27 protein-coding genes and 2 pseudogenes are annotated in these 26,282 nt (G+C 48.0%); 2 read left to right on the top strand and 27 right to left on the bottom strand.

Features of this window, described 5'->3' with window-relative positions:
- Positions 1 to 79 precede the first annotated feature (79 nt).
- From FN037_RS03065 to FN037_RS03055, 4 genes are read right to left on the bottom strand one after another with little or no spacing between them, the layout of a single operon-like run.
- The gene (locus FN037_RS03065; RefSeq protein ID WP_142501516.1) at positions 80 to 2,113 is read right to left on the bottom strand and encodes a DUF3732 domain-containing protein; all 2,034 of its coding nucleotides are present in this window, start codon (positions 2,111 to 2,113) and stop codon (positions 80 to 82) included.
- Positions 2,110 to 2,574: a three component ABC system middle component gene (locus FN037_RS03060; RefSeq protein WP_142501515.1), complete on the bottom strand. Its 465-nt coding sequence runs from the start codon at positions 2,572 to 2,574 to the stop codon at positions 2,110 to 2,112. Before FN037_RS03060 ends, FN037_RS03065 begins: the two co-directional genes overlap by 4 nt.
- Complete coding sequence (locus FN037_RS24425; RefSeq protein WP_221887617.1) at positions 2,571 to 2,777, bottom strand: hypothetical protein; 207 nt, start codon at positions 2,775 to 2,777, stop codon at positions 2,571 to 2,573. The genes FN037_RS03060 and FN037_RS24425 overlap by 4 nt, the downstream gene beginning before the upstream one ends.
- Positions 2,758 to 3,699, bottom strand: a complete 942-nt coding sequence (locus tag FN037_RS03055) for a hypothetical protein (RefSeq protein ID WP_221887616.1) — start codon at positions 3,697 to 3,699, stop codon at positions 2,758 to 2,760. The genes FN037_RS24425 and FN037_RS03055 overlap by 20 nt, the downstream gene beginning before the upstream one ends.
- 381 nt (positions 3,700 to 4,080) lie before the next feature.
- Between FN037_RS03055 and FN037_RS03050 the strand changes: the two genes are divergently transcribed.
- Entirely contained in the window at positions 4,081 to 5,028 is a 948-nt protein-coding gene (locus FN037_RS03050) for an ArdC family protein (RefSeq protein ID WP_015875004.1), read from the top strand.
- 194 nt (positions 5,029 to 5,222) lie between these two features.
- Here the strand turns inward: FN037_RS03050 and mobC are convergent, their stop codons facing one another.
- The 21 genes and pseudogenes from mobC to FN037_RS02945 all read right to left on the bottom strand — a co-directional run bounded on the left by mobC (position 5,223) and on the right by FN037_RS02945 (position 24,017).
- Entirely contained in the window at positions 5,223 to 5,969 is a 747-nt protein-coding gene (gene mobC, locus FN037_RS03045) for a MobC family replication-relaxation protein (protein ID WP_142501514.1), read from the bottom strand.
- A 9-nt stretch (positions 5,970 to 5,978) separates the two neighbouring features.
- Positions 5,979 to 7,838: a type IV secretory system conjugative DNA transfer family protein gene (locus FN037_RS03040; protein ID WP_142501513.1), complete on the bottom strand. Its 1,860-nt coding sequence runs from the start codon at positions 7,836 to 7,838 to the stop codon at positions 5,979 to 5,981.
- Between the two features lie 698 nt (positions 7,839 to 8,536).
- On the bottom strand, positions 8,537 to 8,839 hold the full coding sequence (locus FN037_RS03030; protein WP_142501511.1) for a TrbM/KikA/MpfK family conjugal transfer protein: 303 nt from the start codon (positions 8,837 to 8,839) through the stop codon (positions 8,537 to 8,539).
- 60 nt (positions 8,840 to 8,899) lie between these two features.
- Positions 8,900 to 9,919, bottom strand: a complete 1,020-nt coding sequence (gene virB11, locus FN037_RS03025) for a P-type DNA transfer ATPase VirB11 (RefSeq protein ID WP_126125810.1) — start codon at positions 9,917 to 9,919, stop codon at positions 8,900 to 8,902.
- Positions 9,909 to 11,225 carry a VirB10/TraB/TrbI family type IV secretion system protein gene (gene virB10 / locus FN037_RS03020; RefSeq protein WP_126125811.1) on the bottom strand — a complete coding sequence of 439 codons (1,317 nt, stop codon included), beginning with the start codon at positions 11,223 to 11,225 and terminating at the stop codon, positions 9,909 to 9,911. Before virB10 ends, virB11 begins: the two co-directional genes overlap by 11 nt.
- On the bottom strand, positions 11,222 to 12,109 hold the full coding sequence (gene virB9 / locus FN037_RS03015) for a P-type conjugative transfer protein VirB9 (RefSeq protein WP_142501867.1): 888 nt from the start codon (positions 12,107 to 12,109) through the stop codon (positions 11,222 to 11,224). Before virB9 ends, virB10 begins: the two co-directional genes overlap by 4 nt.
- Positions 12,109 to 12,792 (bottom strand): virB8 family protein, encoded by a 684-nt coding sequence (locus tag FN037_RS03010; RefSeq protein WP_085661451.1) that lies wholly within the window; start codon positions 12,790 to 12,792, stop codon positions 12,109 to 12,111. The genes virB9 and FN037_RS03010 overlap by 1 nt, the downstream gene beginning before the upstream one ends.
- Positions 12,785 to 12,925 (bottom strand): hypothetical protein, encoded by a 141-nt coding sequence (locus FN037_RS24325; protein ID WP_025760051.1) that lies wholly within the window; start codon positions 12,923 to 12,925, stop codon positions 12,785 to 12,787. Before FN037_RS24325 ends, FN037_RS03010 begins: the two co-directional genes overlap by 8 nt.
- Before the next feature lie 89 nt (positions 12,926 to 13,014).
- Positions 13,015 to 14,046, bottom strand: a complete 1,032-nt coding sequence (locus FN037_RS03005; protein WP_142501510.1) for a type IV secretion system protein — start codon at positions 14,044 to 14,046, stop codon at positions 13,015 to 13,017.
- Positions 14,047 to 14,117: 71 nt separating this feature from the next.
- The gene (locus FN037_RS03000) at positions 14,118 to 14,393 is read right to left on the bottom strand and encodes an EexN family lipoprotein (RefSeq protein WP_142501509.1); all 276 of its coding nucleotides are present in this window, start codon (positions 14,391 to 14,393) and stop codon (positions 14,118 to 14,120) included.
- Between the two features lie 11 nt (positions 14,394 to 14,404).
- Positions 14,405 to 15,133, bottom strand: coding sequence for a type IV secretion system protein (locus FN037_RS02995; protein ID WP_025760055.1), 729 nt, complete (start codon positions 15,131 to 15,133; stop codon positions 14,405 to 14,407).
- Positions 15,134 to 15,155: 22 nt separating this feature from the next.
- Entirely contained in the window at positions 15,156 to 17,903 is a 2,748-nt protein-coding gene (locus FN037_RS02990; RefSeq protein ID WP_142501508.1) for a VirB3 family type IV secretion system protein, read from the bottom strand.
- An 11-nt stretch (positions 17,904 to 17,914) separates the two neighbouring features.
- Positions 17,915 to 18,193, bottom strand: a complete 279-nt coding sequence (locus FN037_RS02985) for a TrbC/VirB2 family protein (protein ID WP_075324485.1) — start codon at positions 18,191 to 18,193, stop codon at positions 17,915 to 17,917.
- A complete protein-coding gene (locus tag FN037_RS02980; protein ID WP_142501507.1) occupies positions 18,190 to 18,843 on the bottom strand; it encodes a lytic transglycosylase domain-containing protein in 654 nt (217 codons plus the stop codon). Before FN037_RS02980 ends, FN037_RS02985 begins: the two co-directional genes overlap by 4 nt.
- A gap of 72 nt (positions 18,844 to 18,915) precedes the next feature.
- Entirely contained in the window at positions 18,916 to 19,137 is a 222-nt protein-coding gene (locus tag FN037_RS02975; RefSeq protein ID WP_142501506.1) for a hypothetical protein, read from the bottom strand.
- Positions 19,138 to 19,530: 393 nt separating this feature from the next.
- Entirely contained in the window at positions 19,531 to 19,740 is a 210-nt protein-coding gene (locus FN037_RS02970) for a TraR/DksA family transcriptional regulator (protein ID WP_142501505.1), read from the bottom strand.
- A complete protein-coding gene (locus tag FN037_RS02965) occupies positions 19,730 to 20,317 on the bottom strand; it encodes a DUF2857 domain-containing protein (protein WP_038807495.1) in 588 nt (195 codons plus the stop codon). The genes FN037_RS02970 and FN037_RS02965 overlap by 11 nt, the downstream gene beginning before the upstream one ends.
- Before the next feature lie 52 nt (positions 20,318 to 20,369).
- Positions 20,370 to 20,564, bottom strand: coding sequence for an AlpA family transcriptional regulator (locus FN037_RS02960; RefSeq protein WP_020078417.1), 195 nt, complete (start codon positions 20,562 to 20,564; stop codon positions 20,370 to 20,372).
- Positions 20,565 to 20,705: 141 nt separating this feature from the next.
- Positions 20,706 to 21,625, bottom strand: a pseudogene (locus FN037_RS02955) (hypothetical protein).
- Between the two features lie 485 nt (positions 21,626 to 22,110).
- A complete protein-coding gene (locus FN037_RS02950; protein ID WP_135681391.1) occupies positions 22,111 to 22,554 on the bottom strand; it encodes a hypothetical protein in 444 nt (147 codons plus the stop codon).
- A 569-nt stretch (positions 22,555 to 23,123) separates the two neighbouring features.
- Positions 23,124 to 24,017 (bottom strand): LysR family transcriptional regulator, encoded by an 894-nt coding sequence (locus FN037_RS02945; RefSeq protein WP_022065310.1) that lies wholly within the window; start codon positions 24,015 to 24,017, stop codon positions 23,124 to 23,126.
- 102 nt (positions 24,018 to 24,119) lie between these two features.
- Between FN037_RS02945 and FN037_RS02940 the strand changes: the two genes are divergently transcribed.
- Complete coding sequence (locus FN037_RS02940; protein ID WP_075324490.1) at positions 24,120 to 24,449, top strand: YciI family protein; 330 nt, start codon at positions 24,120 to 24,122, stop codon at positions 24,447 to 24,449.
- Positions 24,450 to 25,028: 579 nt separating this feature from the next.
- On the opposite strand, the pseudogene FN037_RS24500 reads toward FN037_RS02940, so the two are convergent.
- Together FN037_RS24500 and FN037_RS02930 are read right to left on the bottom strand one after the other, a co-directional pair.
- Positions 25,029 to 25,227, bottom strand: a pseudogene (locus tag FN037_RS24500) (DUF1471 domain-containing protein).
- Positions 25,228 to 25,248: 21 nt separating this feature from the next.
- Positions 25,249 to 26,178 carry an aromatic alcohol reductase gene (locus FN037_RS02930; RefSeq protein ID WP_075324491.1) on the bottom strand — a complete coding sequence of 310 codons (930 nt, stop codon included), beginning with the start codon at positions 26,176 to 26,178 and terminating at the stop codon, positions 25,249 to 25,251.
- Positions 26,179 to 26,282: the final 104 nt, after the last annotated feature.

Below are 26,282 nucleotides of genomic sequence, written 5' to 3'. Positions count from 1 at the left end.
ACGGCCGTGGGGTCAGTCCATCAACGACTCGGAAGTGTCTAGATTATCCGTGGCGATTCAATGTCAGTTATTGACATAGCTACTCTGTAGACACATCTACGTTTGGTACTGGGTCAATTAAACCTCTACTGCGCCATCGATTTCCATTGACTAATGATTCAAATTCAGTTCCATTGGATAGGATTAGATCATCTGCATGGTCCGTAACAATTATTTGAGGTGAGAATCCATTAGCGATCTTAATTTCATTACAATAAGAAGATAACTGGCTGAATAAATTTTCCACAGCCTTAATATCGTCATCTAGGTCTCGTTCGTTTTTTCCTCGGTCAATCCTTTCTGCTGCTTTTGTTTCATTAAATGTTACCGATTCGTCTCGTCTAAAATTTGGGAAATAGACTTGAGTTGGTTGATCTAAGAATAATATTGATGGGATCGAACATTGATTTCCCAGCTCAGCGAAAAAACGATGTAGAGCTAAAAATAAACTAATGTGACTATATAACCAATTGGCACCACTTCCCATAGATCTTAAATAAATTTTTTCATTTTTCTCAGTTAAATGATAAAGGTCGAAAGTCTCAAAGGAAAAGTGCAAGTTAATTGGCTTGTAACTTTCTTCAAACTCAAAGTTTTTGCCTATTGTATTCATGTAGTTATTTACTTCTGTATTTGCATTTTCAATTCCTTTTTTTATATCATAACCTTTTAATTTTTCATCTATTTTATAAATATCATTTTTAACATTTTTAATGTTCCTGTCTAGTTCAATATCATCCCCTAAACTTATTCCTTCCAATAACATAAATAATCTTGCCTTTATTATAAGGATGTTCTCATATAGACTTTTTTGCGCAGATATTTGTTTCTCTGATGTTTCTATAACTAAGATTTGTTCATTTAGCGGTGTTATCTCATTTTTTAATTCTTCAATTTTTCGTTTTACTTCAACTAACGATGATTCAAATTTTGCCTTTATAGGTTTAATATGAGAAAGATTATGAACTACTTTAGTAATTGCATCCTGTAATTTTTTTGCACTATGTAATAACTCATTGTTTTGAGTATGGCAGAATGGACAAACAGAAGAAGCTACCTGTATTTTATCTTCCCATTTCAATTTGCGACCATTAACAAATAAACGTTTTTCTTCTTCTATATTTTTAGCAATGGAAGATGCTTGCCTTTGGAGTTTTCTTAATTCTGAAATTTTTAAGTTAAGCTGTTTTTTTAAGTTGTTATAAAGCTCAGTGGTTGCATTGGAGTTATAATTTATTTTCTCAGGAATTATTATTTTGTCTAATTTTTCTTTTGCATCACGTGGATTGAGCAGAATTACATTTAATGAGATTGGTTCGCTTTCAAAACCCATTAAAGCATACAATTGATTAAGCACGGGGGAAAGGCGTTGTTTTTGCTTCGTAGAGACACGTGAATTATTTTCTTTTTCTCGAAGTAGTTTATTTAACTCTAAGGTTAGTCTTTCCTTTTCTTGCGATTGAATAAAAAATTCTTGGTCGACTAAACCGAGAAAAATCTTTGTATGTTCTATAACTTGATCCCTTTTTTCTTTTTCATCAAATCGATAGAATAATGCATGTTTGTTAGCCACAAGGTTTTGATGTTGCAGCATAAAGGAGGTAAAACTCCTAATAGATGGAGTAGGTGCCTTACGATTAAACTTCCGATTAGACTTAGCCGTTAATGAGATATCGACATCGTCTATGTCCAGAAAAAAACCAGTAATGAATTTTTTATATCTTTCTATGTCGATATAAAGATTCGTAACAAAGTAATCAGCATTGATTATTTCCGTAGAATAATGCTCCTCCCTTCTAAAAAAAGCCTTGTTATTAATATCAGGACACCTCGCCATTACTATATTTTGTTTGTCTATCTTTATGAAAATATAGTAAACGGCTGCGCTATCTGTAATCACTCCCTTAGGAACAGTATATTCATCACTACCAAAGCAATAATCAAATATCTCTATTAATGCACTTTTCCCGGTAGATGATTTACCTGTTACAATATTAAGTCCTTCTTTGAAATAAACTGGATGTTTATTTCCTATTTTGTCAATGACGCCCATTTCATGGATTAATGTATTCATTGTGGTTGTACTCCCAAGAAGTCGAATATTTCCATTACTGAATGGCTGCTAAATAATTTTGCCAAATTTATGGCACTTTTTTGTGATGTTATTGATTTATTCTGATTTTTTTCACTATATAATGTAAGGTTCTCGGTGTCTATTATTAGCCAGTCGTTAATTAGACAATACTGAATGCTTTGCGCTGTGATATATCTAAATTCTTCAATTCGTTCTTGTAGATCATAAAACTTGGCTTTATCATTAAATATTGACCACATAGTGCTTTTTTTGTTTTCCCCAAAAATAGCGCCTTGAAGCCTACTTTCAAATATTGAATGAGTACATAGCGGAATGACAATTGGCGCGAGTATTAAATTATGTTCCACTTGATTTATTGAGGAATAAAATGAGATTAAATACTCGCTAAATCTAAAAGGGTTGTACTTCAATAGATATAATGAATCGATAATGCTACTCATAGCTCAATCTTCCATTTAATATTTTTATCATCATCGTCCATTGCATCATGGATGAGTCCGTTTTTATATTCAATTGGTGGGGTTTCATTTCCCATGTTAAATGGAATTTCATTAATTGTATTATTATATAATATTTTTGAATCTTTCAGTTGGTCTTTTATATTTAGCTGTGCCGAAGAATAATTAATAATAAAACGTTTCACAATCTGTTTTTGATATGCCTTGGTTTTTTTTTGCATATAATGGATATTCATCAAGTTCTTCAATCAATGAGTTTTGTAATTCAACCCAGTTACCTATAGCATCAGGGATCATAGCATGATGTTCGATGTCTATGATTTTCTTAACAAAAAGTTTGTCCTGATATTTTTCTATCTCAAGGTCGGTTGGTTCATAACCATTGAATGGTGGGAAAGTAAACTCTTTTTTATGAAGTAGTGAAGTGAGTTCTTCACATTTTGCATTGAATAATTTACTGCTGATTTCCCATGAGGAGTTATTGGCCTGTTCATAAACAAATCCAACAAGACACTCTAAATAGCGTTCTAAATTATATTTTGGTATGCCAATTGGGCGCTTTAGAATTTTATTCTTCAAAGCTTTGAGGTCATCAGCTTCAGTGAAAATTGACATCTTCTTAATTATGTCCATCAATTTTTTGGATGGAGATTCCATCACTGCTTTCTGCAATTTGACAATGTTTTTGGGCTTGTCTGATTCTAACTCTTCTTTAGAACGCTCTGAAAATATATCTTTAAGAATTTGAAGTCGATCTTCTGGAGAACAATAATTCCATTTTGCTAGCCGGGTTGTAGAGCCAAAAGCTTGAGTAGTATGTAGGATCAAAAAACCATAATTTTCATGCTTGAAGTGGGCATCGAGCCAGTTCTTCAATGTATTCCACAAATTTTCATGATGATCTGTCAGAGGTGCCGCATAGTTCTTCGCCTCTGTCTGTGTAGATTCATCAATCTTATTGCTAACAAGACTGATATCGCCATCTTTTTCAAACCAAATGGATTGCTCATCTTGTAGTGAAAAACACTTATCAAGTCCTATCAAGACCTGGTAATGAAATGCTAAAGCGGTTGTAAGCGCTGCGTTTTTGGTTTGGCTACCATTCATACACAACTCTCCCTAGAGCTCTTTCAAAGATAAGCATATTTTGCCAAAAATGTCTTGAAGTTACGAGTGTGTTCTATTGTGTCTTAACAAAAAGCCATAAGATTTAGATGAAAATAATGGGCATTACATTGACAAAATGATGCAAAAGCCATTTCACCTCTGCGGAGTAAGGGGCGCTACGTCCGGCTATGCATGGACAAGTTTTTTATCCCGTGCGCTTTCCGTTCTCCATATCGGCTTCCGGCTAATCGTTTCCCAACACAACCAGTCCCGCAAGGGTAAATGGCACGCATGCTGCGCCCTTGCAGGACAGAACGATGTCGGGAAAGCGAACCGTCAGGCGATACGAAGACGAAAATCACACACTGACGGAGAAAAACCATGACGATATCCCTGCATACCACCCGGACAAGCGCCCCTAACACCGCAGCGGCGACCAGCGTATCCCCGCTGGACCCGTCAGGCTCCACAAAAACGAAATTTTCTAAAACCAGAACCGACATTTACCAGACTGTTACTGACAACATCATTGCAGCGCTGGAAGCTGGTGTAAAACCGTGGTCCTGCCCGTGGCAGCGTGTAGATGGCATGTCTGGTCTGCCTTCCAATTACGCCACTGGTGCGGCTTATAGTGGCATGAATATCATGTTGCTGTGGTGCAGCGCATCTAAACAAGGTTTCAGCGATTACCGCTGGATGACCTACAAACAGGCACAGGCAGCAGGTGGACAGGTTCGTAAGGGTGAACGTGGCACAACAGCCATTTTCTACACCACACTCGAAAAGGAAAACGACACCGGAGACGTTGAACATATCCCGATGCTGAAAACCTTCACCGTGTTTAACGTTCAGCAAATCGACGGCTTGGCCCTGACAACTGAAACAGTCAGCCCGCAAGCAACCTTTGACCCGTTGCCGCAGGCTGAAAACCTGTTACGGAAGAGTGGGGCAAACATCATCGAGAAAGGACAAAACGCTTTTTTCAGCCCATCAACTGATGAAGTCTGGTTACCGGAGCGCCATCTGTTTTCGGATGCGGCTAACTTCTACGCTACCGGTCTGCATGAGCTGGTTCACTGGAGTGGTGGTAAAAAACGCCTGAACCGTGAAATGAAAGGGAAGTTTGGCAGTGCGGATTATGCAGAGGAAGAACTTGTCGCGGAGCTGGGAAGTGCCTTTCTGATGGCGGATTTGGGGATCGATGGCGAAGTACAACATGAAAGCTACATCGCTTCCTGGCTGAAAGCGCTGAAAAACGACAAGCGCTATATTTTCAAAGCGGCCAGCGCAGCCTCTAAAGCGCATTGTTATTTGATGAATAAACTCTGAGGCCGGAGCCGGATAACCGCAAGGGAATGCGGTTACATGGTTTTTAACCAGCAACGCTGCAAGGCGCAGACTGAGGCGGAACGCAGCATAGCGAGTACCGAACAGTCTCCGACTTGCAGTGGAATAAAAAATCGTCCGGCCTGGCAGTATCGCCGCCAGGCCGGTGAGGCCATCACGATGGCCTGAGTAAAAGCTTACGTATAGCTACCTAATGACAGTTGTTTCAGTTCATCAACGGTATAAATGCGAAACACCCGACGGTGGCGTTCTTCCAGCGGGACGTGCTGATGGTTAATGATGACATGCCTGATGCTGTCAAACAGCAGTGCAAGCGCACGTTTTTTCTGTGGGTCTGGCACAACATAAAAAACATAAATCCACTTTTTGTGAGTACGGGCCAGCAGGTGGCTGGCAATTATCGACTGGTAGCGGACTCGGGTTTTCAGGCGGCGCTCGGTTTCAATGGCAATAACGTTACCATCAGGCAGGGTTAGTAACCCGTCCGGGCGATGTTTCACCTGATACTGGCTGATAAAGGTGGCCCGGTCGCCGTTAATCCATCCCGAAGCGCCTTTCTTCTCCAGAATAAGCCTGGCGGCCTGATTATCAAGATGGTGCTCCAGCGTCCAGCCGGTAATTCTGGACGGTTCAAATCGCGCGGGAAAGATTTTATCATTTGGGGTTAACACCACCGCCAGCCCGTCGCTGGTGATCCCCCATAATGAAATCTTCATTGTTCGTGATTTAAGTACATGCTTCTGGATTAACCCCATTTGCTCCGTTTTTGCCAGCAGCGAATAAAGCGATTTATGATCCTGGAAACCAAATAGCAGCATCAGCGTCTTAAAATCGCTGTAGATTTCTTCTTTCAGGAAATTCAGCAGCTGTTTTATTTTTTCTCTGTTGCGTGTCTGGCGCTCGTGATATGTCGAAATCAGCATAACCGCTCCTTAAAAATCCAGCGGGGACAGGTGTTCTTTATCATCAGATTTCGGCTTTCCCGGTTTTACTTCGCTTTCGTCGAAGAAAAGATCCGGGTGCGTTGTCATTACATCCGGTATGGCTCGTTTATCATCCTCGCTAAAGTCCAGTGTGATTTTCACCGGTGCCGCCGTTGCGGCAATATCAGGGGAAACCGAGAAGATTTTTAGCTGACGCTTTCTGACCTTTATCGGTGAAATCAGTGAAGCAGAAGGTAGAGTTTTTGTCGTAAAGATAAAGCTGACAAAATCGGGCAGGTTCAGGATCATATTGCTGTCAATAAAGAAACGTTCGGCCTGGCGGATTGTGCGCTCACTGTCGATGGTCTCCGTCAGCATATTATCCGTTTTAGCCTTACGAAGTTCATCATCCACCAGAATCGTGCCTGACATTCTGGCCACCCAGTCCGCCGTATCCGGGTCCATAACCCGATAAACCAGTTTGAATTTGGCATTTTCAACGACCGCACCGACAACGGCGTCGCCTTTCAAATCTGCCGGGCAGTCTTTTAAATCGGCAATGGACTGGTGATCCATAATAATATGCACGCCTTTATCCCGAGCCGCGCCTAAACCTTCCAGCGCTGGCCTGGATAAATGGTATTTCAGTTCGGAAAGATAAATAGCAATGGGGCGGGGTACGTCTGTTACACGTTCGCGCCTTTCTGCTAACTGGTAAAGGCGAACCAGCAGCATACGCTGAGCGGTAATGATTTTGCTGTTTCGCATGGAGCCGATAACATAACAGCAGCCACCTTCATCAAATATTTTTTTGAGTGAAAAACCCTCCGGTGAATTAATGGCATTGAGTAATGCCAGCTCCTCAATCTTGCCAAAAAATGCTTTGATTTTTTCGGCAATACCCTGAACGTAATCACCGTTATAAACATCCCGGATTGTTGTCGATGGATTATCGCTGACAAATTGTGCGGCCATACGGGCGGCTTTCCGGTCGTCGATCCGATAAAAGTCAGATTCCTGACCTTTTTCCGCCAGACTGAAACCTGCAACGAACAATTCTTCCAGTTCATCTGGCGTAATATCTTCAATCAGGTTTAGCTGGTATTGCTGTTTTCGCAGGTCAATTAAGGCAAAGGGTTTTCCTGCATCCTCGCAGGCTTTCCGGTAAAGGTGTGGAGCCCATTCATCATCCTTGGGGTCCATAACAAACACACCTTCACCGGCCAGAATACTTTGATAAAGCAATATGCCGGTGGCAACCCCTTTCCCAGCTCCAGTGGTGCCAATAATATCCGCGTGTTGTTTCTGCCAGTCTTTTAACGGGAGATACATTGGTTCGTTCTCCCTGTCCATGCCAGTAAAAATGCCTTTATTCAGGTCAATATAATCCAGCGGATCATAATGCAGTGTTTCCGGCAGCAGGGACTTTACGGTGCGGACATCGGTGCGCAATTCGCGTTCAAGGGTGGTTTTTTTAACAAGATGTTTCTTTATTTTGTCCAGTTCCGGCGTGAATACCCGGCGAAGCATAATATGAAAAATAATTCCGGTTACAGTGAAAGCAATACGTACTGACCAGGCCAGTACCGTATTATCACTGGTGAGTCTGGTCTTATACAGCCACTGGAAGGATCCGATAACTATCGGGGCCAGTGTGCCAGAGAGAAAACACAGCAGGGAAAAAGCGATAATCAACCTTTTCCATAACGGGGCTTTCTGCCGTTCATCGCTTTTCATTGATGCAAAAAACGGCATCGTCAGCCCCGCTAATAATGCCAGCACCAGTTGTTTCTGTTGCACAAAAGCCAGCACCGCCAGCATCCCGTTCACTATCGGGGACAGTGAAGCGGTAAGCTTATTTAAAATCATGATGCCTCCTTCGTCAGCGATTCGCCCCATGACATCGCCCCATCAGTTCGCCCCACGATGTCGGGCGAGAAGACGGGGCGAGCGTATGGGGTAAAGAAGGTGGCCGCTGTGCGGCCATGTGCAGGAAAGCATGCTTCCCTGCACGAAACGGCGTGCGCCGGTACATGCGGGCTGGACGCCCTTATTGCCCGGTGCATTGGGGTAATGTCGCGGCTGGACGCCACGCCAAAACCCCCAGGGTCAAAGGCGGCACACCGTCGTCCGCTACGCGCGACCACCCCCTTTAAGACGGTCGCTTTCGCCTTTTTCTTCCCTTTGCTCGTTCCTCGCAGCGGGAATAAAAGGGAAGCTGACCTTTAAAGAGGGTGGTCGCGCCACGCTACCGGCTTTGGGCCGGAGACTTAGCCGCGACGGTGTGCGGGGCTGTGCCCCCCGGGTAAACCGCTGTCGTGGGCGACAGCTTTTCGCTCGCCGGGGCGGCGAAATTTATCCGGCTCCCCCGGCCTGCAAAATCCGCGTGGGCGCGGCTGTTTGCAGGTGAGGCGCGGTGCCTGAATTATTTTCGCTCCTTAACCCGCGAAAATATTTCTGTCCGCTGCCTCATTTTTGCGGCCCCTGTTTCTTCGCTCCTTAATCCGCGAAAAACAGAAGCCGTAAAAACCTGAAAACCGTCACGCTCTGTGCCCGTCTCGCCAGTATTAACCACGAACGCGGCCATATTTACTGATGATCTGACCGATAGCCGCCGGGTCTGCCGAATCACATTCTCTTAAAAACGATTTTCTGGCATCGGCCGTATGGTCAGGCAGAAAACCATGCCTGTTCTTTTTTACGATATTAAAGAATGCCCGTTCAGCGGAATGACATTCACTGCCGCCGCCATTTCCGGTTGCTTTACCGTACATACATAACACCACTTCGCAGGCATCAGCAGCCAGTACAGATGTTGAACATAACGCCATAATGCAGAGCAATAATACGGAGGATATTGCTTTTTTCATTTCAGTCACCGTTATGATTAATGAAAGGTTACGTATTTTGGATAATGTTATTTGCCGGAGCTATTTTCTGAATGCCTCTTTCATGCCATTTAAATGAACTGGCTTGAAGTAAATGTCGCGCATCCGGCGCACATCGCCGTGTATATCAATGCTGACGATGACATCAATGCTTTTAAGTACCTTGCGTAACAGCACATCAAAAGGAACGTTCCGGCAGTCCGGGTTTTCATAACAGCGGTCAATGATCCCTTCTATACATTCTTCCGGGTTGCCCGCATGCAGGGAGGTAATTAATCCTTCATGTCCTGATCCGACAATTTTCAGCGCGTCCCACGCTTCCTGCCCACGAATTTCCGCCAGTAATATCCGGTCAGGGTTCATACGATAATTAGCCCGGATCAGTCTGCCAGGTGTGACAATAGCATTATCCCCGGCATCCGCCGGATAAAAAAGATGCACATAATTGGTATGGTGATAAAAACGGATTTCGGGATTATCCTCAATCGTTACCAGCCGGAGATGCAGCGGAATATAATGCAGCAGCGTTTTCATATAGGTGGTTTTGCCGGAGCCGGTTTCACCCACAATAAAAATCGTTTTGCCGTATTCCACCGCCTTTTCCATAAAGCGGGGAATGTCCCCGCTGTGGTATAACCGTATCAGTGCCTCATCCTGACTTTCCGTTTTCTCCTGACCGCTCACCCGCTGGTAAAATCCCGCATCAATCCATGACTGATGCGTTTTCTGCTCAAACGAGGGTTTGCGCAGCGTAACGGACACCGTATGACGTTCGCTAGCCGGGGGAATAATCACCTGAATACGCTCGCCGGATCCTGATGTTGCAGAAAGGATGGGTGACGTATCGTCGATATTATCGTCATGCCAGGACGCCAGCGCTCTGGCAAAAGCATGACACTGACGCAACGTGATGGGAGATGCCTGTTTTTGCCATTTCCCCCGGATTTTCGTATGCAGTTCACCCGGCCGGTTAATGGCAATTTCCGTCAGGCCCTCCTGCGCGAGGAAATCACCAAACAACCGGTTTTTCATAAACTCCAGTGACAGGTTTTCAGTGTTCATACCATTTCTTTTTCAGTCGCAGTTGATAAACAGAGGAAAAATCAATATCCGAGCCGGTCATGATGCCGATCACATCACCCTGGTTCAGGTACATCGTGGGCGGGATACTGATGCTGTTTTCCAGCGTCGTTTTCGCCATTTCCGCCGTGGCGGCGCGGGTGTTTTCGGTGTAGTCGGTATTGCGGTCTTTCCCCGGTGCGGCCTCTGACGCCGCTGCCGCCACGTCCTGCACGGTACTCAGCATCAGGGCGTTGCCGAAACGCTCCCAGAAATGGCTGTCGATCCAGCCCGCAATCCCCGCCTCGCCGAGCGGGCCGGTGGCCTGCGTATCGGTGAGCGGGATTTGCAGACTGCCGGGCTCCGGCGTGCGCAGCTCCGTCCACAGCACAAACATTCGGCTGCGCCCGTGTTGCAGTGCCCCGGTGCGGTAGACGCCACGGGCGACCGTTCCCGCCGGGATCAGCTTCACATGGTTGCTGGCGCTCCAGACATCCTCCCCAATCAGGCAGGAGATATGGCCGCCGACATCGGACACAAAGCGCCGCATCATCGAACAGGGAATATAACGATCCACCGGGATATAGAGATCAGGATCGAGGCCCAGCCGTCTGACGCCGGTGACACGGGCGACGCCCGGATTGTCGCTGTCAGCCGTATCCGGCGCGGTTTCCGGTGCGGCGGGATCCGGGCAACGCAGGCGGCCATCCGCCCCTCTGACCAGTACCGACCGACAGGACGTGTACGCCGTGGAGACTGGCGGGCTCTCCGACATTCCCGCGCGGTTGCGCGGTTCGCTACGGGACGTGCGGGCATTGCCGCCAGCCGTTGTACTGCCGCTGTTCAGCCCGTCTGCCAGTGCTGCCGCTTTGTTCAGGGCGGGCGGCTCTGCTGGCAGGGCGGGTGCGCTGGTGACGGTCTGACTGGCCGGGTCTGCGCCTTGCTGTTTGCGCTGTCCGAACAGGCCAAACGGGTTACTGTCCATGCCCAGATTTTTACGCTCATGCTGCGCCGCCCCGGTGGAGAGCGGCGGCGCGGTGTCGGCTTCCTTCTCATCGCCCCTTTTCAGGGCGCTGAGAAGACGATCGCCGCCGGATGCGAGGGCGATCACCAGCGCCAGACTCAGCAGGCTGACGATCAGCGTGCGGTGACCGGACGCCTTACGGAAACGGGTCACTTCCGGCTGGCCGGGCGGTGTTTTTTGCTCCGGCGTCTGCGTCGCCATTGCCGCACGGGCGCGTTCACGGGCTTCCGCTTCCCGCTCTGCGGTGGTTTTTTCCGGTTCGTCCGGGAAAGCTCTGTCAGTCATTTTGCCTCCAGCGTAACGGACGGTGAAACGGTGTCACTGCGGGTTACCGGGATACGCCCGGATCCGGCGTTTTCCACGCCCACCACCGAGGTGCCGTAACGCAGTACCAGTTGCGGCGATGCCGGAACCACCATCACGGTGTAATTGCCCTGTTGAACTGTCTGCGGCGTGACCGCCTGCTCCTGACCATTAACCACCCGGAAAACGGAAGGCAGGGTTTTCGTGGGGGAAAAACCGATATACGCAAAACGACCGTCATCCCAGGTAAAGTCCGGGGCGATGGCGGCGGAACCGGCGGCCACTCGTTTGCTGTAACGCCAGTTCCGCGGCGAGGCCGGTTGCCGGAATGCTGCCGCTATCCGCTGCCGGTCCAGTGCTCCCTGCTGTCGTTGCTGGCGGGTGGCGCTGGCGACAGCTGATTTTTTCCGCTGCTCATCAGGATAGTGGTAGCGGATAACAAAGGCCTGAGCGGGCGAGTCGCGGTCCAGCACGTTCAGCTCCAGGCTGTAATCGCGCTTCGAGGTCACCACGAACAGGTTGGTTTTCCAGTCTTTCTCTGTCGGCAGAAACACCTGACTGATGTTGTTGCCGCTGGCGTCCGTGACCGGCTGGGTAATCGGGTTCGGGCTGACGCCCACCCGGTTGTCGCTTTTCGTCACGGGCCAGCCTTTGGGAAATCCCGCCTGCGCATCGATAACGGTTTCATCATCGTCAAACACCAGCATGGTGACGTAGCCGGGGCGGGTACGGACGACCGTGGCATTCTGGCTGTTGTACGTGACGTTCTGCATCCGGCTGTCATACGTGCTGCCGCGTGGTGTCGCCGCGCTCCATGCCACGCATGACGCCAGTAACCCCGTGAGGAGCAGAATGTGTTTCAGCATCATTCCCCCCTCAGCTCTTTATCGCGCTGGTAGCTGGTGACGATGAAGCCCAGCGGATTCACTTCACGCTGGCTGTCGGTCAGTTGCTGGTGTGGCACATAGCGGTAAGTGAGACGGATATTCCAGACATCCGTTTTCACGGAATTATCGGCAATGCGGCGGATCGTGCGTTTAATTCTCAGGGTCGCCAGATTATCCGGCCCGGTGGCGGGCGCATGCACATTGGAAATAATATCGATATAAACGACATATTCCGCCTTGTTAAAAATCACGTCCGGTGCCTGGTCGCCGTTAAACCCGTCCAGATAGTCCCGGTTCACGCTGTCGCTGTTAAATAACTGTACGTCGTCATAATCACGCTGAAGGGAGAAATAATTGTATCCCTCGCGGAGTCTGACATAGTGTGCTGCCAGTGAGTGCGCCAGTGCCTTTTCAGAAGAAATATCCCGCTCCTTCACGCGGGTCATATATTCATAACGGCCGGTCTGTTTATCCACCGACCATAACTCAATGTCGGTGGTTTTCAGCGGCAGCAGAATAATAATGGCCGCAATCGCCATTGCGGCCAGCATCAGCCCGACAGCAGCCACCCGCCAGGCGGTTTTTCGGGAACGCTCCTCCTTTTCCAGCAGGATGGATTCAAAAGAGCGGGAAACATTAACAATGTTCTGAATATCAGACATGGTGAGTCAGCTCCTGAATGATGGCGGGGGAATTCACCGGCTCGGGTTCGCCGGATACCGGCGGGAGGTCGCCCTGATGCCGTGCGCAGCCCGTGAGCACGCACAGCATCAGAAGGAAGATGCTGAATTTCATGGAAGCCCCTTATCGTATGGATGCAGGAATGCCGCACCGGTGGCGCAGGCCACGGCGTGACGGGGAAAGGAAATTTAGGGTCGGGAGGATTAACGGTGACGCTGCCGGTTCAGGCGTTTCATACTTTCGATGGCGGCGGCGCGTTTCTGCCAGGCGCTCACGGTTTTACCCGCGCCTGCGCCGGTGAGCCTGCCGGTCACCGCGGCGACGGCCATGCCGCTTTTCGCAGCCAGGCGGGCACCACCCTTTACACCCGGCCCGGCGAGGTCGGCGGATTTCTTTGCCAGTCCGCTCAGGCCACTCATGGCTGCACCCTGCAGCACCGCCTGTACGGCGGCACCGCTGAGTGCGCTGGCGAGCTTCGCGGAGAACCAGACCACCACACCCGCCGCTATCCCGGCCAGCAGGCACTGTGCTGCCAGCGTAACCATGTTGCTGACATTGGATGTACGGGTCGCTGCATCAAGGATTTTATTCAGGTAATTGATGGCGATACGGATTGATAAGGCGGAAAACATGATCGTTAATATTGCCGCGAAAATCGTTTTCAGCCAGTTATCAAACATCGGTTTAAGAAAACCGTACAGCAGGCAGAAAATAAAGAGCGGCGCGGTGGTCGTCATTAACAGGAGGGTGATTTCGGCGAGCAGGTTCACAAAGGTGGCTGCCATCAGCAGGGCAATAGAGCCGCCCCATACCAGGACTTCGGCAAGGCCGCCATTCAGTTTGACGTAAGTCGAGGTGTCCATACTGAACAGCGTCTGCCCCAGTGTCTGCGCCTTTTCCCAGACGGTATCAAGCAGCGCCCAGACGTTATCATCGCCGCTGACACCCTCTTTGAGTCCCTGGATAGCCGCTACCGCCATATCCAGCCAGCCATCCCGGTTTAACGCAAAGGTGGTGATCAGCAACATTCGCCCCACATCCCAGACGACATCTTCAACCGGGGTCCGGAGTTTGCCAGCCAGCGTCTGGTAACCGCGAAACAGTATAAACAGGGTAAAAGAGCTGGTGATGATGACGCTGATCATCGTGCCGTAAGTGGAAGACTGACCTTCCAGTACGGCATTCAGTCCATCCATGATGTTTTTGTCCATACCAACAAAAATACCACCGGACATGGTGCCTCACCTGATATATAAAGAAAGGAAATAAAAAACAGGGAGAATTCCCTGTTTTGCTGAAGGAGATATTACCGGGTGACGGATTTTCTCTTTTCGGCTTCCTGCTGAAAGAGTGTCTCAAATTTTTCTTTTATTCCGGGCTTGCCAATTTGAGCAAACATAATGGCAGCCCGTTGAGCAAAATCACAGTTATCGCTTGCCTCGCCATCCTTCAGACATTGTGTATAAACCGCATAAGTTTCGTCAGGATGCTGCTTATACCAGGCCTCGGATTTGGTTTCCTTGCAGCCGGACAGTAATATCACGCCTGAGAGTGTGTATAAGGTGAATAAGGATCTGAGCACGGATAACCTCCTTATAAATTATTAAGGTCAGCAACAGGTGCCGTTAGCTGCTGCTGTTCAAAGGCTTTCTGTCTTTGCTGTTCCAGCAATGTCGTTCGCTGTTCAGCCTGTCTGACAGACATCTCCCACTGATTCGTCAGCGCATTTAACTGTACGCTTTTCGCCGCGATGGCGTTAGCCAGATCCTGAGACTCTTTCGAGTCCTGCGCATTCGATATACGGTCAGATAAGTCTGATATATCGCTGAGTGTGCTGTTGATCCTGTTTTCAACGTCAGTGGTATTCTCAATCGCCATTGCCTGATTGAGGATTATCTGTTTGCAACTGTCGGTCAGGGCCTGAGATTTTATTCCTTCCTGTTCCTCGCTGCATACGCTGAACGATTTGTATTTACTATAAAGGTGTTGCAGTTCAGAAGAATATGAACTGTTCTGCGTGGTCAGCAGATCATCCAGTGAAATACCGCTCTTACGGAGATTATCAATATCGGTTTTCAGGCTCCTGGCATCACTGAGAAAACCCTGAATATCCCGCACGCCGGTTGCGGTAGCCAGTTGCTTCTTATATGCATCAAGTTCACTTTTATAATGGGTAACGGTATCCTCCCATTGCTGTAGTTTCTGCATCCACTGGTTAATGGATTCGGTATTCTGCACGGCGTCGAAAACCGGTATTCCGGCGCTGAACGCCTGCGTCGAGAAAAATAACGATAATGCCAGAAGATGATCCCGGGTACGCATTGATATTACCTCCGGTTGGCTTTCAGATTGCCCGCTCAAGGAAAGCGTCTTTCCATTCATCAGGTCGCAAACCGTCCTGATAAATGGCATCGAATATTTTCAGGTTGTCCTCACTGCCGCTGAGAAGCCGGGTGAGTTTACCCAGCCCGGACAGATCCATTTTCGCCATTGCCACAAACCGGCGGGTTTCTCCGGCCTGTAATGGTGTTTTCAGGATGACCATATAATGCTCGCCCGGATCCAGGTTCCTGACCGTGTCATAAACACTTTCCGGTACTTTCATTTTCTCCACGTAATCTGTATAGCTGGCTTTCGGATTGGCGAGGAAAATCTGGGTACCGCACTGCTCAATAATCGCCGGGGCGATGGGGTGTCTGACGATTTCATCCGGTGACTGTGTTGCCGGAACGAAGATACCGTTCAGCTTGCGGATGACTTTCAGCATATTGAGCGAGAAGCGGGAAAATTCGACATCGGCCAGCCAGCGCCAGAACTCATCCATAAACATCACCAGGCGGCGACCGTCCAGCAGGCTGGTCACGCGATACAGCAGGTAAAAGGTCACGGGGCCGCGAATATCGTCATCATCCAGAAATTCGGTGCCGTCGATACCAACGTTATCGACATCGCTGATGGTGAATGTATCGGCCTCGTTATCAAACACCCAGCCGAACTCGCCCCCCTGCGCCCACTGTTTCAGGCGAATACGCAGCCCGTTGGTGCGGGCGTCTGTGGTCGGCGGCTCCGGCAGCACTTCCAGCAGCCGGGTGATCCCGAACCGGCGGTACTCCGGCGGATAGTCCAGCATGATGGTGTCAACGGCGGCACTGATCCGCTCCTCATCGCGCGGATCGAGCGGCTTACCGTTGCGGCGGCACAGCATCCGTACAAGCCGTTTGATAAAACTGATGTTCCGGCGGGTTGGCTCCAGCGCAAACGGGTTGAAGCCGGTGGGCTCGCCGGTACGGATACGGAAATAACGCCCGCCCGCCTGGCGGATCGCCATCTCCGCCGCCCGGTCCTTATCGAAATACACCGTGGTCAGCCGTTTGAGGGTGGCAGAAGGTGCAAACGACGCCGGGTTACGGTATTTCTGCATCAGTTGTTGCATGACGGTCATCAGCAGGGTTTTGCCGGAGCCGGTTTTCCCGATAATCGCCGTATTCCCCGGCGTTTTCTCACCGGTGTCATCCCGCCCGGCCTGGCTGTCATGCAGGTTGAGGTAATACCCGCCACCGCCGGGAGATGTGAGGATGGCGATGGCTTCCCCCCACGGATTACCGCTGCGTTTGTGGGGATGGAAGTTATGCAGGCAGGCCATATCGGCAAAATTCTGGCTGCTGACGGCCACCAGTCGGGGACGCAGCGTATAGACTCCCGGCAGTTGCGCCAGATATGCGGCGGGCAGTGACAGGGTGGAGAGCGTCGTCATAATACCAAGATCGGCGAAGGGTTGGGCCAGAACGTTAGTGTCCTTCACCACCTGTCCGGCATTGTCTGAGGAGATCAGCAGGGAAAAGTGGAATTTACCGCACGACACATGTCCGGACTGAAGCAGGTCGCGCAGGACAATCAACTCTTCGCGCTGGGAAATCGCGTCGTCGTCCGTGGAGTTAAGCCGTTTTTCCGCCAGCCGGATATGATTCTGCGCCTCATCCCGTGCCATACAGGTAAAGGACTGCGTCAGAACATACTCGCTTTCGGCGTACAGCAGCGCATCCAGCATACCGGTATGGGTTTCCGGGGAATAATCCTTAATCTCCAGGCTGCGGAAGAAGCGGGAACCGCTGACCGTCTGGCATTCGCCGGTGTCGGTGGTGAAAAACACGTCCGGCGTGCTTAATGTTTCATAAAACGGCGAGCGCGTTACGGCCACCTTCTGCCACTGTCCGGTGATCAGGCGGTGGAAGAACGCCAGTTGCGAGGAATACACCCGCCCGTTTTCTTCATATATCCCCAGCGGCGTTGCCATGTAGCGGGATAATGAGGATCCCAGTGCTTCACGGTATTCCAGCATGATTTTGAGCGCGTCATCCAGAACTGACTGGCGTTTACCGTGCGACTGCGCTTTCATTGTTTTCTTCTCGATCTGAGAGAACGGTGCGTAGCAGACGGTGAAAAACAGCCGGTGCCGCCAGAACGGTTTTTCTTTTACCGGCTGGTAATACCGCCGGGTCACGTCATCGGAAAAGGGAATACCCGAACAGGCTTCAAAAGCATCATGGTATTTTTCACGGAGCCGGTGAATATAAAATGTTACCGGCAGACCTTCATACGAGCGGATAATATTGTTCAGATGTGTGGCCATCAGGGTCAGGTGATGTTCGTCTTCACATTCAAAGACTGTGCCGCCCAGCTCCCAGGTGGCAATAAAATCACGGTGACGGTTTCTGATGATGTGAGGGTGAATATGGGAGGAATACGGAATATATTTATCCAGCGTAATACGCTCGTTTAATTTCATTTTCTGAATAAACTCCGAGACATCAACATTATCGTACTGATTCGCCAGAAGGGCATTCGCGCCAAAATGGGTATTGGTGAAAAGTCGTCCACGGGTTTTAAACGCAAGCCAGAGCAGACTGAAATAATGAATGTCCTTTCGGGCTTTATTTTTCATTTCCGCCCAGGCCGGGATCAGCAACAGTGCCAGGTAATAGCTGACATAGACCGCCAGCAGGACGATGGCCCCGCTGACGAGAACGAACGGCACAAGAGGAATACCCATAATGGCGGCAGGCCGCGTGAGTGCTTTATTCAGCGTAGCCATCGTTACCTCGCTTATGACGCCCAGTAGGCACCGAAGCCGGACGCGCCGACAATCAGGATCGCGCCGATGATGACGTTACGCATGTCGTGCAGGCTCTTGCCGTCGAACAGCACCTTGTAGCCCACCCACATGGTCGCCAGTGTGATAGTGACAGCGGCCAGTCCCAGCAGGCCGGTCGAGGTATTGCTCAGTGTCTCATTGGCCTTGTTAAATCCGCTGTCTGCCGCCAGCAGCGGGGCAGGCAGCAGCACGGAAGCAACAACGGAGTAACGGCATTTACGCATGATCATTTCTCCTCATCAGGGATAACAGGGATAACAGGGATAGCGCCGCGAATGACGGAACCGGGATAATGCAGGGAAGTCAGGACCGGCGCAGTGGCACCGGCAGGCTCGCCACGCAGCACAACGGCGGGATAACGGACAGGCGGTTGCGCGTTCCGGTCAGGGTCACGCTGCCGGTCTTCCCGGGTGGACGGGACGACATAGCCAATGCGCTGCACGTAGCTGGTCCGGTTAAAGGCGGATTCCGGTCGCTGGCCGGTTTCAAAGTTGCCGGAGTAGTAACAACTGAGCGCCCGTTTCAGGGTGCCGCCGCGCCGGTAACAGTCGGCGAGAATGCGCTCAAATACCGACAAATTGATACAGGGGTTAAGCAGGTCGCTGGCCGTGACGCCGCAATGGCGGAAATTAGTACTGGTTATTTGCATCAGGCCGACCGAATAGCGTCGCTCCTGTGTCGCCAGCTGTCTGGTGAGGCGGATCGCCTCCGGCAGGCTCGTGGGGAAATGTGAAATCACGCCCCGGCTGTCTGGCAGGATTTCAGCAATGGCGTAAGGGTGGAAACCGGATTCGACCCGTGCGACATCAAGCGACGTGGAAGGGTGAATACTGGCGGCGCACTGCACCGCCAGTGCCATAAAGGCAGTGGTGGAAAGCATGATGGCCTCGTAACAGAGAGACCGGTGGCTTACAGAAAAGTACGCCGCCGGGGGAGAAGAAGAGAAAATGGATTAAACGGCAGTGGCATCCTGTGAAATGTCGCTTTCTTCTCTCGGTTCGAGCAGTACCAGCCTGCCGGAAACCGCAATACCAGGTATCAGCACGATATTAAGACCGGGCTTGCCGTTATGTGCGAAGGCCACCCCAACTTTTGTCCAGTACGTGTTTTTTTCGCCCTGAGAATCGGGCTGACTTTCCTGGGTAACAAAAACGTGATAAGTGGGTTTTCTCATGGAATTTCCTTTGATCAAAAACAGTAAATGAAATAAACCAGTCACATCCCGGTTCTGCATTCCGGTTTTAACGGGTCAGCGAGAACATTCAGCGGCACCCTGAATTGTGGTTACGTGACAGCCCGATCCATTTTGTTAAAGAGCAATACCCTGTCAGGACGAATTAATATCCATAGGGGCGACTATGCTGTAATGGCGTTCTCAGATTCGAATATCTGGTGAGGGATATAAATGAGAAACTCAAAACAAAAAGAAGAGAGAAAAATAGTGGAGTATTTAAGATGCAGTGAGAATAATGAGGATTTAAAAAACACGAGAGAGTTGTATTAACATTCACCGTGAATAATAAAGACGTGCAGAGATATAACATCTCCACACGTCCTTTTTATCCTGTCAGCGGCTACTACGTTCAAGTTTTTCCTGACATTCCGTACAGGTGGTTACACCCGGCAGTGCTTGCCGTCGCTTTTCTGGAATGGGTTTACCACATACACGACAGTGAAATAATGATGGTGTCGACCCCGGCTTAAAACGACTATGTTCAATCATCTCCTCCAGGCGCTGCTCATTAAATTCCTGATTGCGATCGATCTCATCCGGCATCTGGTGCCCTCCTGTTAGCGGCAACTTCCTTTTCACAAAGCGTGATACGTCTCCATACCATGGTGAGTGACAGTCCCAGGAACCTTGGTAGCAAGAGTTCAGTAACCTGCATAATGGCCATCAGCGCGTCGGGGGATTCAAGGTTTTCCATCCGGCACTTCTGCCATTGCCGCCAGATCTCGGCATCTGTCTCTTCATCCGGCTCAGGTGTACGTCCATATGGCACGCTGACACCCAGCAACCGTCGGCGAAGGCAGACATCATTAGACGTCAGGCCAAAGTAGTGGTTGAGCAACGCGATAGAACCGCCCAGCCGGATAGCCCGGTTAATCTGCTGCTGTTGTCGGTATTCCTGTCGGGCCTGCGCCAGTAAATGATGCAGAACATCATGGCGGACACTGACCGAAACAAAGGGAGCCGCCGCCCGGCTGACAGCAAACAGTTCATCGAGTGATAACTCATTAAGAGCATTCATTTCGTCGAAAGTGAATCCGAGGGACTCGCAGTGACGAATATCCCCAACTTTCAGAGCGTGCAACGCATCAGTTAAGATGGTGTAATTAATTAATGGAATCATTCTGTTATCTCCTCAATCTATATGGAAAAGTTGAGCAAATAAACGGACATTTTTAACTGATTGAACGTCCGGCCAATTTAAGGCTGATCCATTCATCAATTTCCGATTCGAGCCAGGCCACACTGGCCGGGCCAATTTTTATTGAACGTGGAAAGGTTCCATTTTTCATATACAGGTAAATCTGAGAGCGTTTCAGGCCAGTTTTTTCTTCAACTTGCTTCAGGCGTAATAGCTGATGTGCTGTCATTGTTTTCTCCTGTGGTTAAATAACCGGTGGACGCCCGGCGTTCTCAAAAGAAGCACAGGAAAGATTAGGATGGAAGTTAATAAATCCATATCAAGGAGGCTATTATCCTTAATACGGATTTAAACTTTAGCATGATAAATATCATGCTATCTTAGATGATGGTGAAACTGGGGAGCCTCGTTCTAGCGCGGTTTTTAGTGTGTCTCCGCTGAGTCGATCTGTGATGCCATCGTCTGAGGCCCATTGCTCGAAGATGGATAAGAGTTTATAAGGTTGTCGAAGTAAAGGCCTTATATCCTCATTATGATAACAGGCAAGCCAGAAAAGACGTGATAGAGGCGTTGAAATACGGGGTTTAACGGCCAACGACTTGGTTGGGATGTTTATAAGCTTTCCAAGTTCTGAATGGCGTATAACAAAACATGCATCAGTAGGTAAATTATAGAGTGGAAAGTACGCTTTTCTCAGCGTGTTGTTTACTTCAATATGGGATATTTTTTCGGAAATATCCAGAATGATATCTTCGGGGAGCAACGCTGTTTGTTGTCGTATTCTTTCATTCCATGTGGAATTTATAAATATTTGATATATTTCCCCTGAAATAGTAACCGTCAGCCCATAATTGAATTCATTAGCTCCAGTTATCGGCGCTGGGATTTTAAGTGATTGTGATAGTAGACGTTGTACAAGAACATATTCATACCCAGCCAGGCTGGTATCTATAATTCTTTGCGCAGTGCGTAAATATCTTCCTTCTGTGCTGAGTATCAGATTGTTTTCTTCGATAAAGCTTTTTTTTCGAGGGCGCAAAGGCGGGAGGTTAATGAGTTTTCTATAGGTCTAAATTTTAATTTATTTTTTAATTTTTGAATTTTTCTTAATGTAATAGGTGACTGAAAATAAATGGAAAGGATGATGTTTCCTCTCAGCGCATTCTTGTAGATATCACTTTTTGTTAATCTAAACTTCAATTTGTGTTGAGCCAGTTGTATGGCTTCAGGTATAGTTAACCACTCAGTTATCGGGTATTTAATGTCAGTGCGATTATTTTCTTTTTTCATAATGAAGCTCCACTTGTATTGCAAGGTAATGGTACTTGGTTTAAATGCTGTTAACATTACTCAGTGCTCTTACTTCAGGCATGCTAGTTCAAGTTCAATTAATAAGAGTTTCCACGTAATAAACTTCGTTTGGATGATATTTAAGAGGGACTGGTCGCGCCTTAGAAACACGGGAAAAAGCTGACAACATTCATACTGTATGTTGGTTATTAATTTGAATGATATATGTCCAGTCTTTGATTTTTACTTTTGCCAGAATCAAAGAAATACTCCATGCGAATATAGCGATAATGTAAACTGACTCAGAGCATTCTAAGATGAAATTGGGTTGGAGATTATTATATATGCCAAACGTATCAGATCTCATTTATCCCAAATCGTCACGCAGGTATTGAATTTCAGCATCGGCAGTTAGCCTATACTGACGTCGCTGATGATGCGGAAAAAAGAGTTTATAGACTGGCGTGAAAGCAATTTATTATTAATTACTCAACATACCTGGCGCAGAGGTGGCGATCCTTGCGAAGAAAAATATATCGTATGGTGTTGTACATGCTATAAACAAAGTTGTCTTTCATGTCCTTTTCTTCAATCGCCTTGGCAATGGCATTTCTCATCATCAGTAGAATAATACCTCTGAATATGGACGTTAAACCGATGGTAAAGAAAACAGTAACAGCGAGGTCAACTAACCAAAATCCTGAATTAAGGAGAACAGGCCTGTAGATTGCCATACCCACTAAAACCACCCAGTGACTGAAACAATAAAAGCAACTGAGGAGACAACCTGTCATGGCATTTATCTTGACCATTCGTTCTCGCAAAAGACGGAACATTTCCTGTTGCGTGACGGTGATTGAAGTACAACTGGACATCAGCGCTAGTACCATGCAAACCCAGAACTGCTCTAAAACGTTATCGAATGACATAGTATGTACCCCTCATAAGACCTTCATGTAATGATATAAGATACATGAAAACAAGATTCTTATGCAACAACAAAAGTGTCATAAGTGAAAGTGCAGCAATCGAGTATTAACAACGGGAATGTCAACCGGCTACTCTGGGATTACTTGTAATGATTCATATGTATACAATTCAAGGTGCCGTTACCTCTGAAGATATATCCTTGATGATCAATACGAATCCGGTTTAAGTCAGATGTCTGTTCCAACGGATAAAATTGCAGGTACTGCCCATTCTGAGAATGTCCAGGGAGGGGGGCACTTCAAAAATCCCTCACTTCTAACACCGTTATGCTGGTTTTGTAATGGCAGATTGAATTTAACCACCTGAACAGAGGAGATAGCCTTACTTCAAGACAAGTCAGGTGTCTTAAATAAAAAAGAAATTTCATCTCAGCTTTTAGGTGAATGTTCGTTCCTAATGGCAAAATAAATAACCCAATGAGATAGGCTATTGCGCATCTGCAGTGAAATTGACTGACAGCAGTGATGCCTAAGTGAGATTGCTGTTATTAAAAGGCTTAGCGGAATAATTAGCTAAGATGTTCATACAATTCGTCAATAAAAACTTTATACCGGTTTTCGTTAGCCCGAGAAGGGTCATACAATAAATGCATTTCCCGAGGAGGAATATTAAAATCTTCCAGAACAGGAACGAGTTTTCCCATTTTAATAAATCGTTCAAGTCCCTTTTCATAACCAAATAGCAAGCCAGTACCTCTTAATGCCGCCTCAAGGATTGCTCCCCAGTCGTTAATAGCCAGACGAGAGTTTACCATCACTTCCGCATATCCCTCACTGCTGGAAAAAGGCCAGTAATGGCTTAATCCCGCAGACCAAGGTGCAAAAACCAGACACTCATGATGTTTCAGATCAGAAGGTTGTTCTGGATGACCGTACTTTGCCAGGTATTGAGGAGCAGCGCATGCAATAAATCGGTACGCAGGCAACGGTTTTGCCGCAAGTCTGAGTTTCTTATCAAGCTCGCCGATGCGTATCACCAGGTCAAAATCTTCTGAAGCAGGATTAATAACGTCATCAGAAAGAATAAGTTCAATACGCATTTGCGGATAACGCTCAAGAAATATGCTCAAAAAATCCACTAAGACATAACGGCCGAATGTTACCGGCGCATTCAGCCGTAGCGTACCTGCAAGAATCGCACTCGAACTGCTTGCTTCCCGTTCTGCACTGTTGATGGCTTGTAAAATTGTTTCACACCGCCTGTAGTACAGCGAGCCTGCCGGCGTCAGGCTTTGCCTGCGCGTCGTTCGGTTAAGCAGGCGCGTTTCAAGCTGCTTCTCAAGTGTGGCGATATGGCGGGCCACCATCTGAGGCGACATATCGAGCCGGTCTGCGGCCGCAACAAAAGAGCCTGTCTGAACCACAACAACGAAGGCCCGCATTCCGGTAAGTTTATCCAGCATTCGCTACTCCTGGTTGTTTCAGAACTCAATATTGGCGAATTTTAAAAACTGCTAATACTTATTATGCTTATTTTTTGTCTCATGAACAGGACAGCAAAAACGATGCACATTTATATTGTCAGAATGGACCATCCGGATGGCACCGGCTGGAATACCTTTGTGCGCGAGCATGTGATTTATCTGAAAGGTCTGATAGAACAGGGCAAACTGTTAGCGTCCGGTCCGCTCAAAAACACGCCGCTGCGGGCGGGATTTCTTATTTTCAGGGCTGAGACGCGCGATGAAGTCCAGTCCATGATCAGTGCGGACCCTTTTGCTCGTGAAGGTCTCATCGCTAAACTTGAAATCCATGAATGGGACCCGTTGTTTGGTCTGCTTGACAGGTACTCAAGCCACAATACGGTCAGTGAGTTGCAGGACTTAATTGGCTGAAAATTTGAGCCACGAGAAAAATACTATCAGTATCCTGTAGTATTCATATATCGGGTGTGAGGTGAGTAGCCACGCCAGTTACTCGCCTCTCTACCTGACGGTAATTTTTAAATTTCACAACCGTACAAATTATTATAAATTATCAGATTACAGAACTAAACATTATTTGGTTTCCATTAAATCATTATTTTGTTTAACAGGCACCTTACATCCTGATTTTATTTAGGACAAAATCTTATGTGACTTTTTTAGTTACGCAATGATATCTGCCTGCAAGCAGTCCCCAGGCATTCAGAACAGGTCATTCAGATATGCCGGGTGTGTAAGTCATTCGCAATTTTCTGAACTAGGTATCCGCAAGTACTGCTGCAGGGGGGGAGACTGGAGTTGCTGTACATGATGGTGGGGGAGTTTTACCTGACACGTACGGTAAAACTCTCAGTTACCCACCCGTTATACTTTATAAATTTATTGACGAATCAAAATAAAAACCTCCAGTATGTAATACGATATAAATATCCTTGACTGCGTCGACAGCCATACCTGGTAAATTCAAGGGGCTGTTTCACCCAGAACTATTTATTCCGGCAGGACTTTTTCTGCTGTGATATATACTTTATTTCCCATGCGGGCTTCGGTGATTTTATAATCCCTGTCAGCCTGCTGGCGAATTTTTTTCTTCCGTCTGCTCCGTATCGCCTGTTGCCGTCACGGTTTGAGCACAGACTGAAAAAGGCAGGACTATAGAGACGAATAACAACGTCATGGTAGTTTTCATTGATAATCCCTTGATTAATAATTAAATGGATGACTTAAGCCAGGCTGCGATATTCTGCGTGGGAATATTGTTCTGCACGTTCCAGGTGTCGTTCATCGGCCACCACATACCGTCTCCTCGGGCGAAGGCCGCACGATAGCGAAGCATCTGGTCATCCGGGTTGGCCTGTAATTCCTCCAGCAAGGTTGGCAGGGTCAGAACCTTTTTTGCAAAGGTTTGTTGTGTCACTCGCTCGACCGTTTCTGCCAGTTCACCATAGGAAGTCGTTTCTCCTGCAACAAACACTACTTCGTTGGCAATACGCGGTTGATGTAGATAAATGTCGGTGGTGAGTCGGCCGATATCTTCCGGAGAAGTTACTGTAACCTGTGTGTCCCATCCCCCCAGCGCATTGATAGTCCGTTCGGATAAATTCACCACATCGAATGCAGGCTCGAAGAGAAAGCTGGTAAACATACCGGTGGAGATAATGATCCATTCGGTATTGTGTTGTTCTCGCAGTAGGGTTCTTACATCATACTGTTCGTCCCAGACCGGCTGGCCGCTTCCTTTGCCAACGACATCGTAGTTAACACCAAACTGCCATGGAAAGTAGCGGTTAACTCCGGCTTCCAGCACTGCGCGGGTGATTTTTATCTGAGTACCAGCGCCTGCAACAAACCCCATGCAATTGATAACGGTATCAAACTCTTTAAATTGATCCTTCAGGGAGTCCGTTGTGCAGGCGGCGATATCCAGAGGGATTAATTTTGCACCGGCATCCACATATTTTTGATGCGTGGAAGCTCTCAGTTGACCTTGTTCATCCCAGGCACGAGGCGAAACGATAACGCACACAGTGCCCTCGCGCTGAGTGACTGCCGGGAGCAGATGCTGCAGTACAGCCGCCCCGAGTTGTCCGGCACCCAGGACCAGTACTTTTTCACCTGAGTGTAATTTATGCTCTGCCATATTGGTTCCTTATACGCTGTTAGACTTGTTCATTGAGTGGGAGTAAGAGTAAGGCAGCGATGGACCTTCGATAAGATCACGGAACCGGGTTAGACTATTCGCTG

The organism is Klebsiella sp. 2680, assembly GCF_900198535.1.
Classification (GTDB): Bacteria; Pseudomonadota; Gammaproteobacteria; order Enterobacterales; family Enterobacteriaceae; genus Klebsiella; species Klebsiella indica.
Note: the sequence above shows the minus strand (reverse complement) of the source record. Positions and strands in the feature narration are given on the sequence as shown.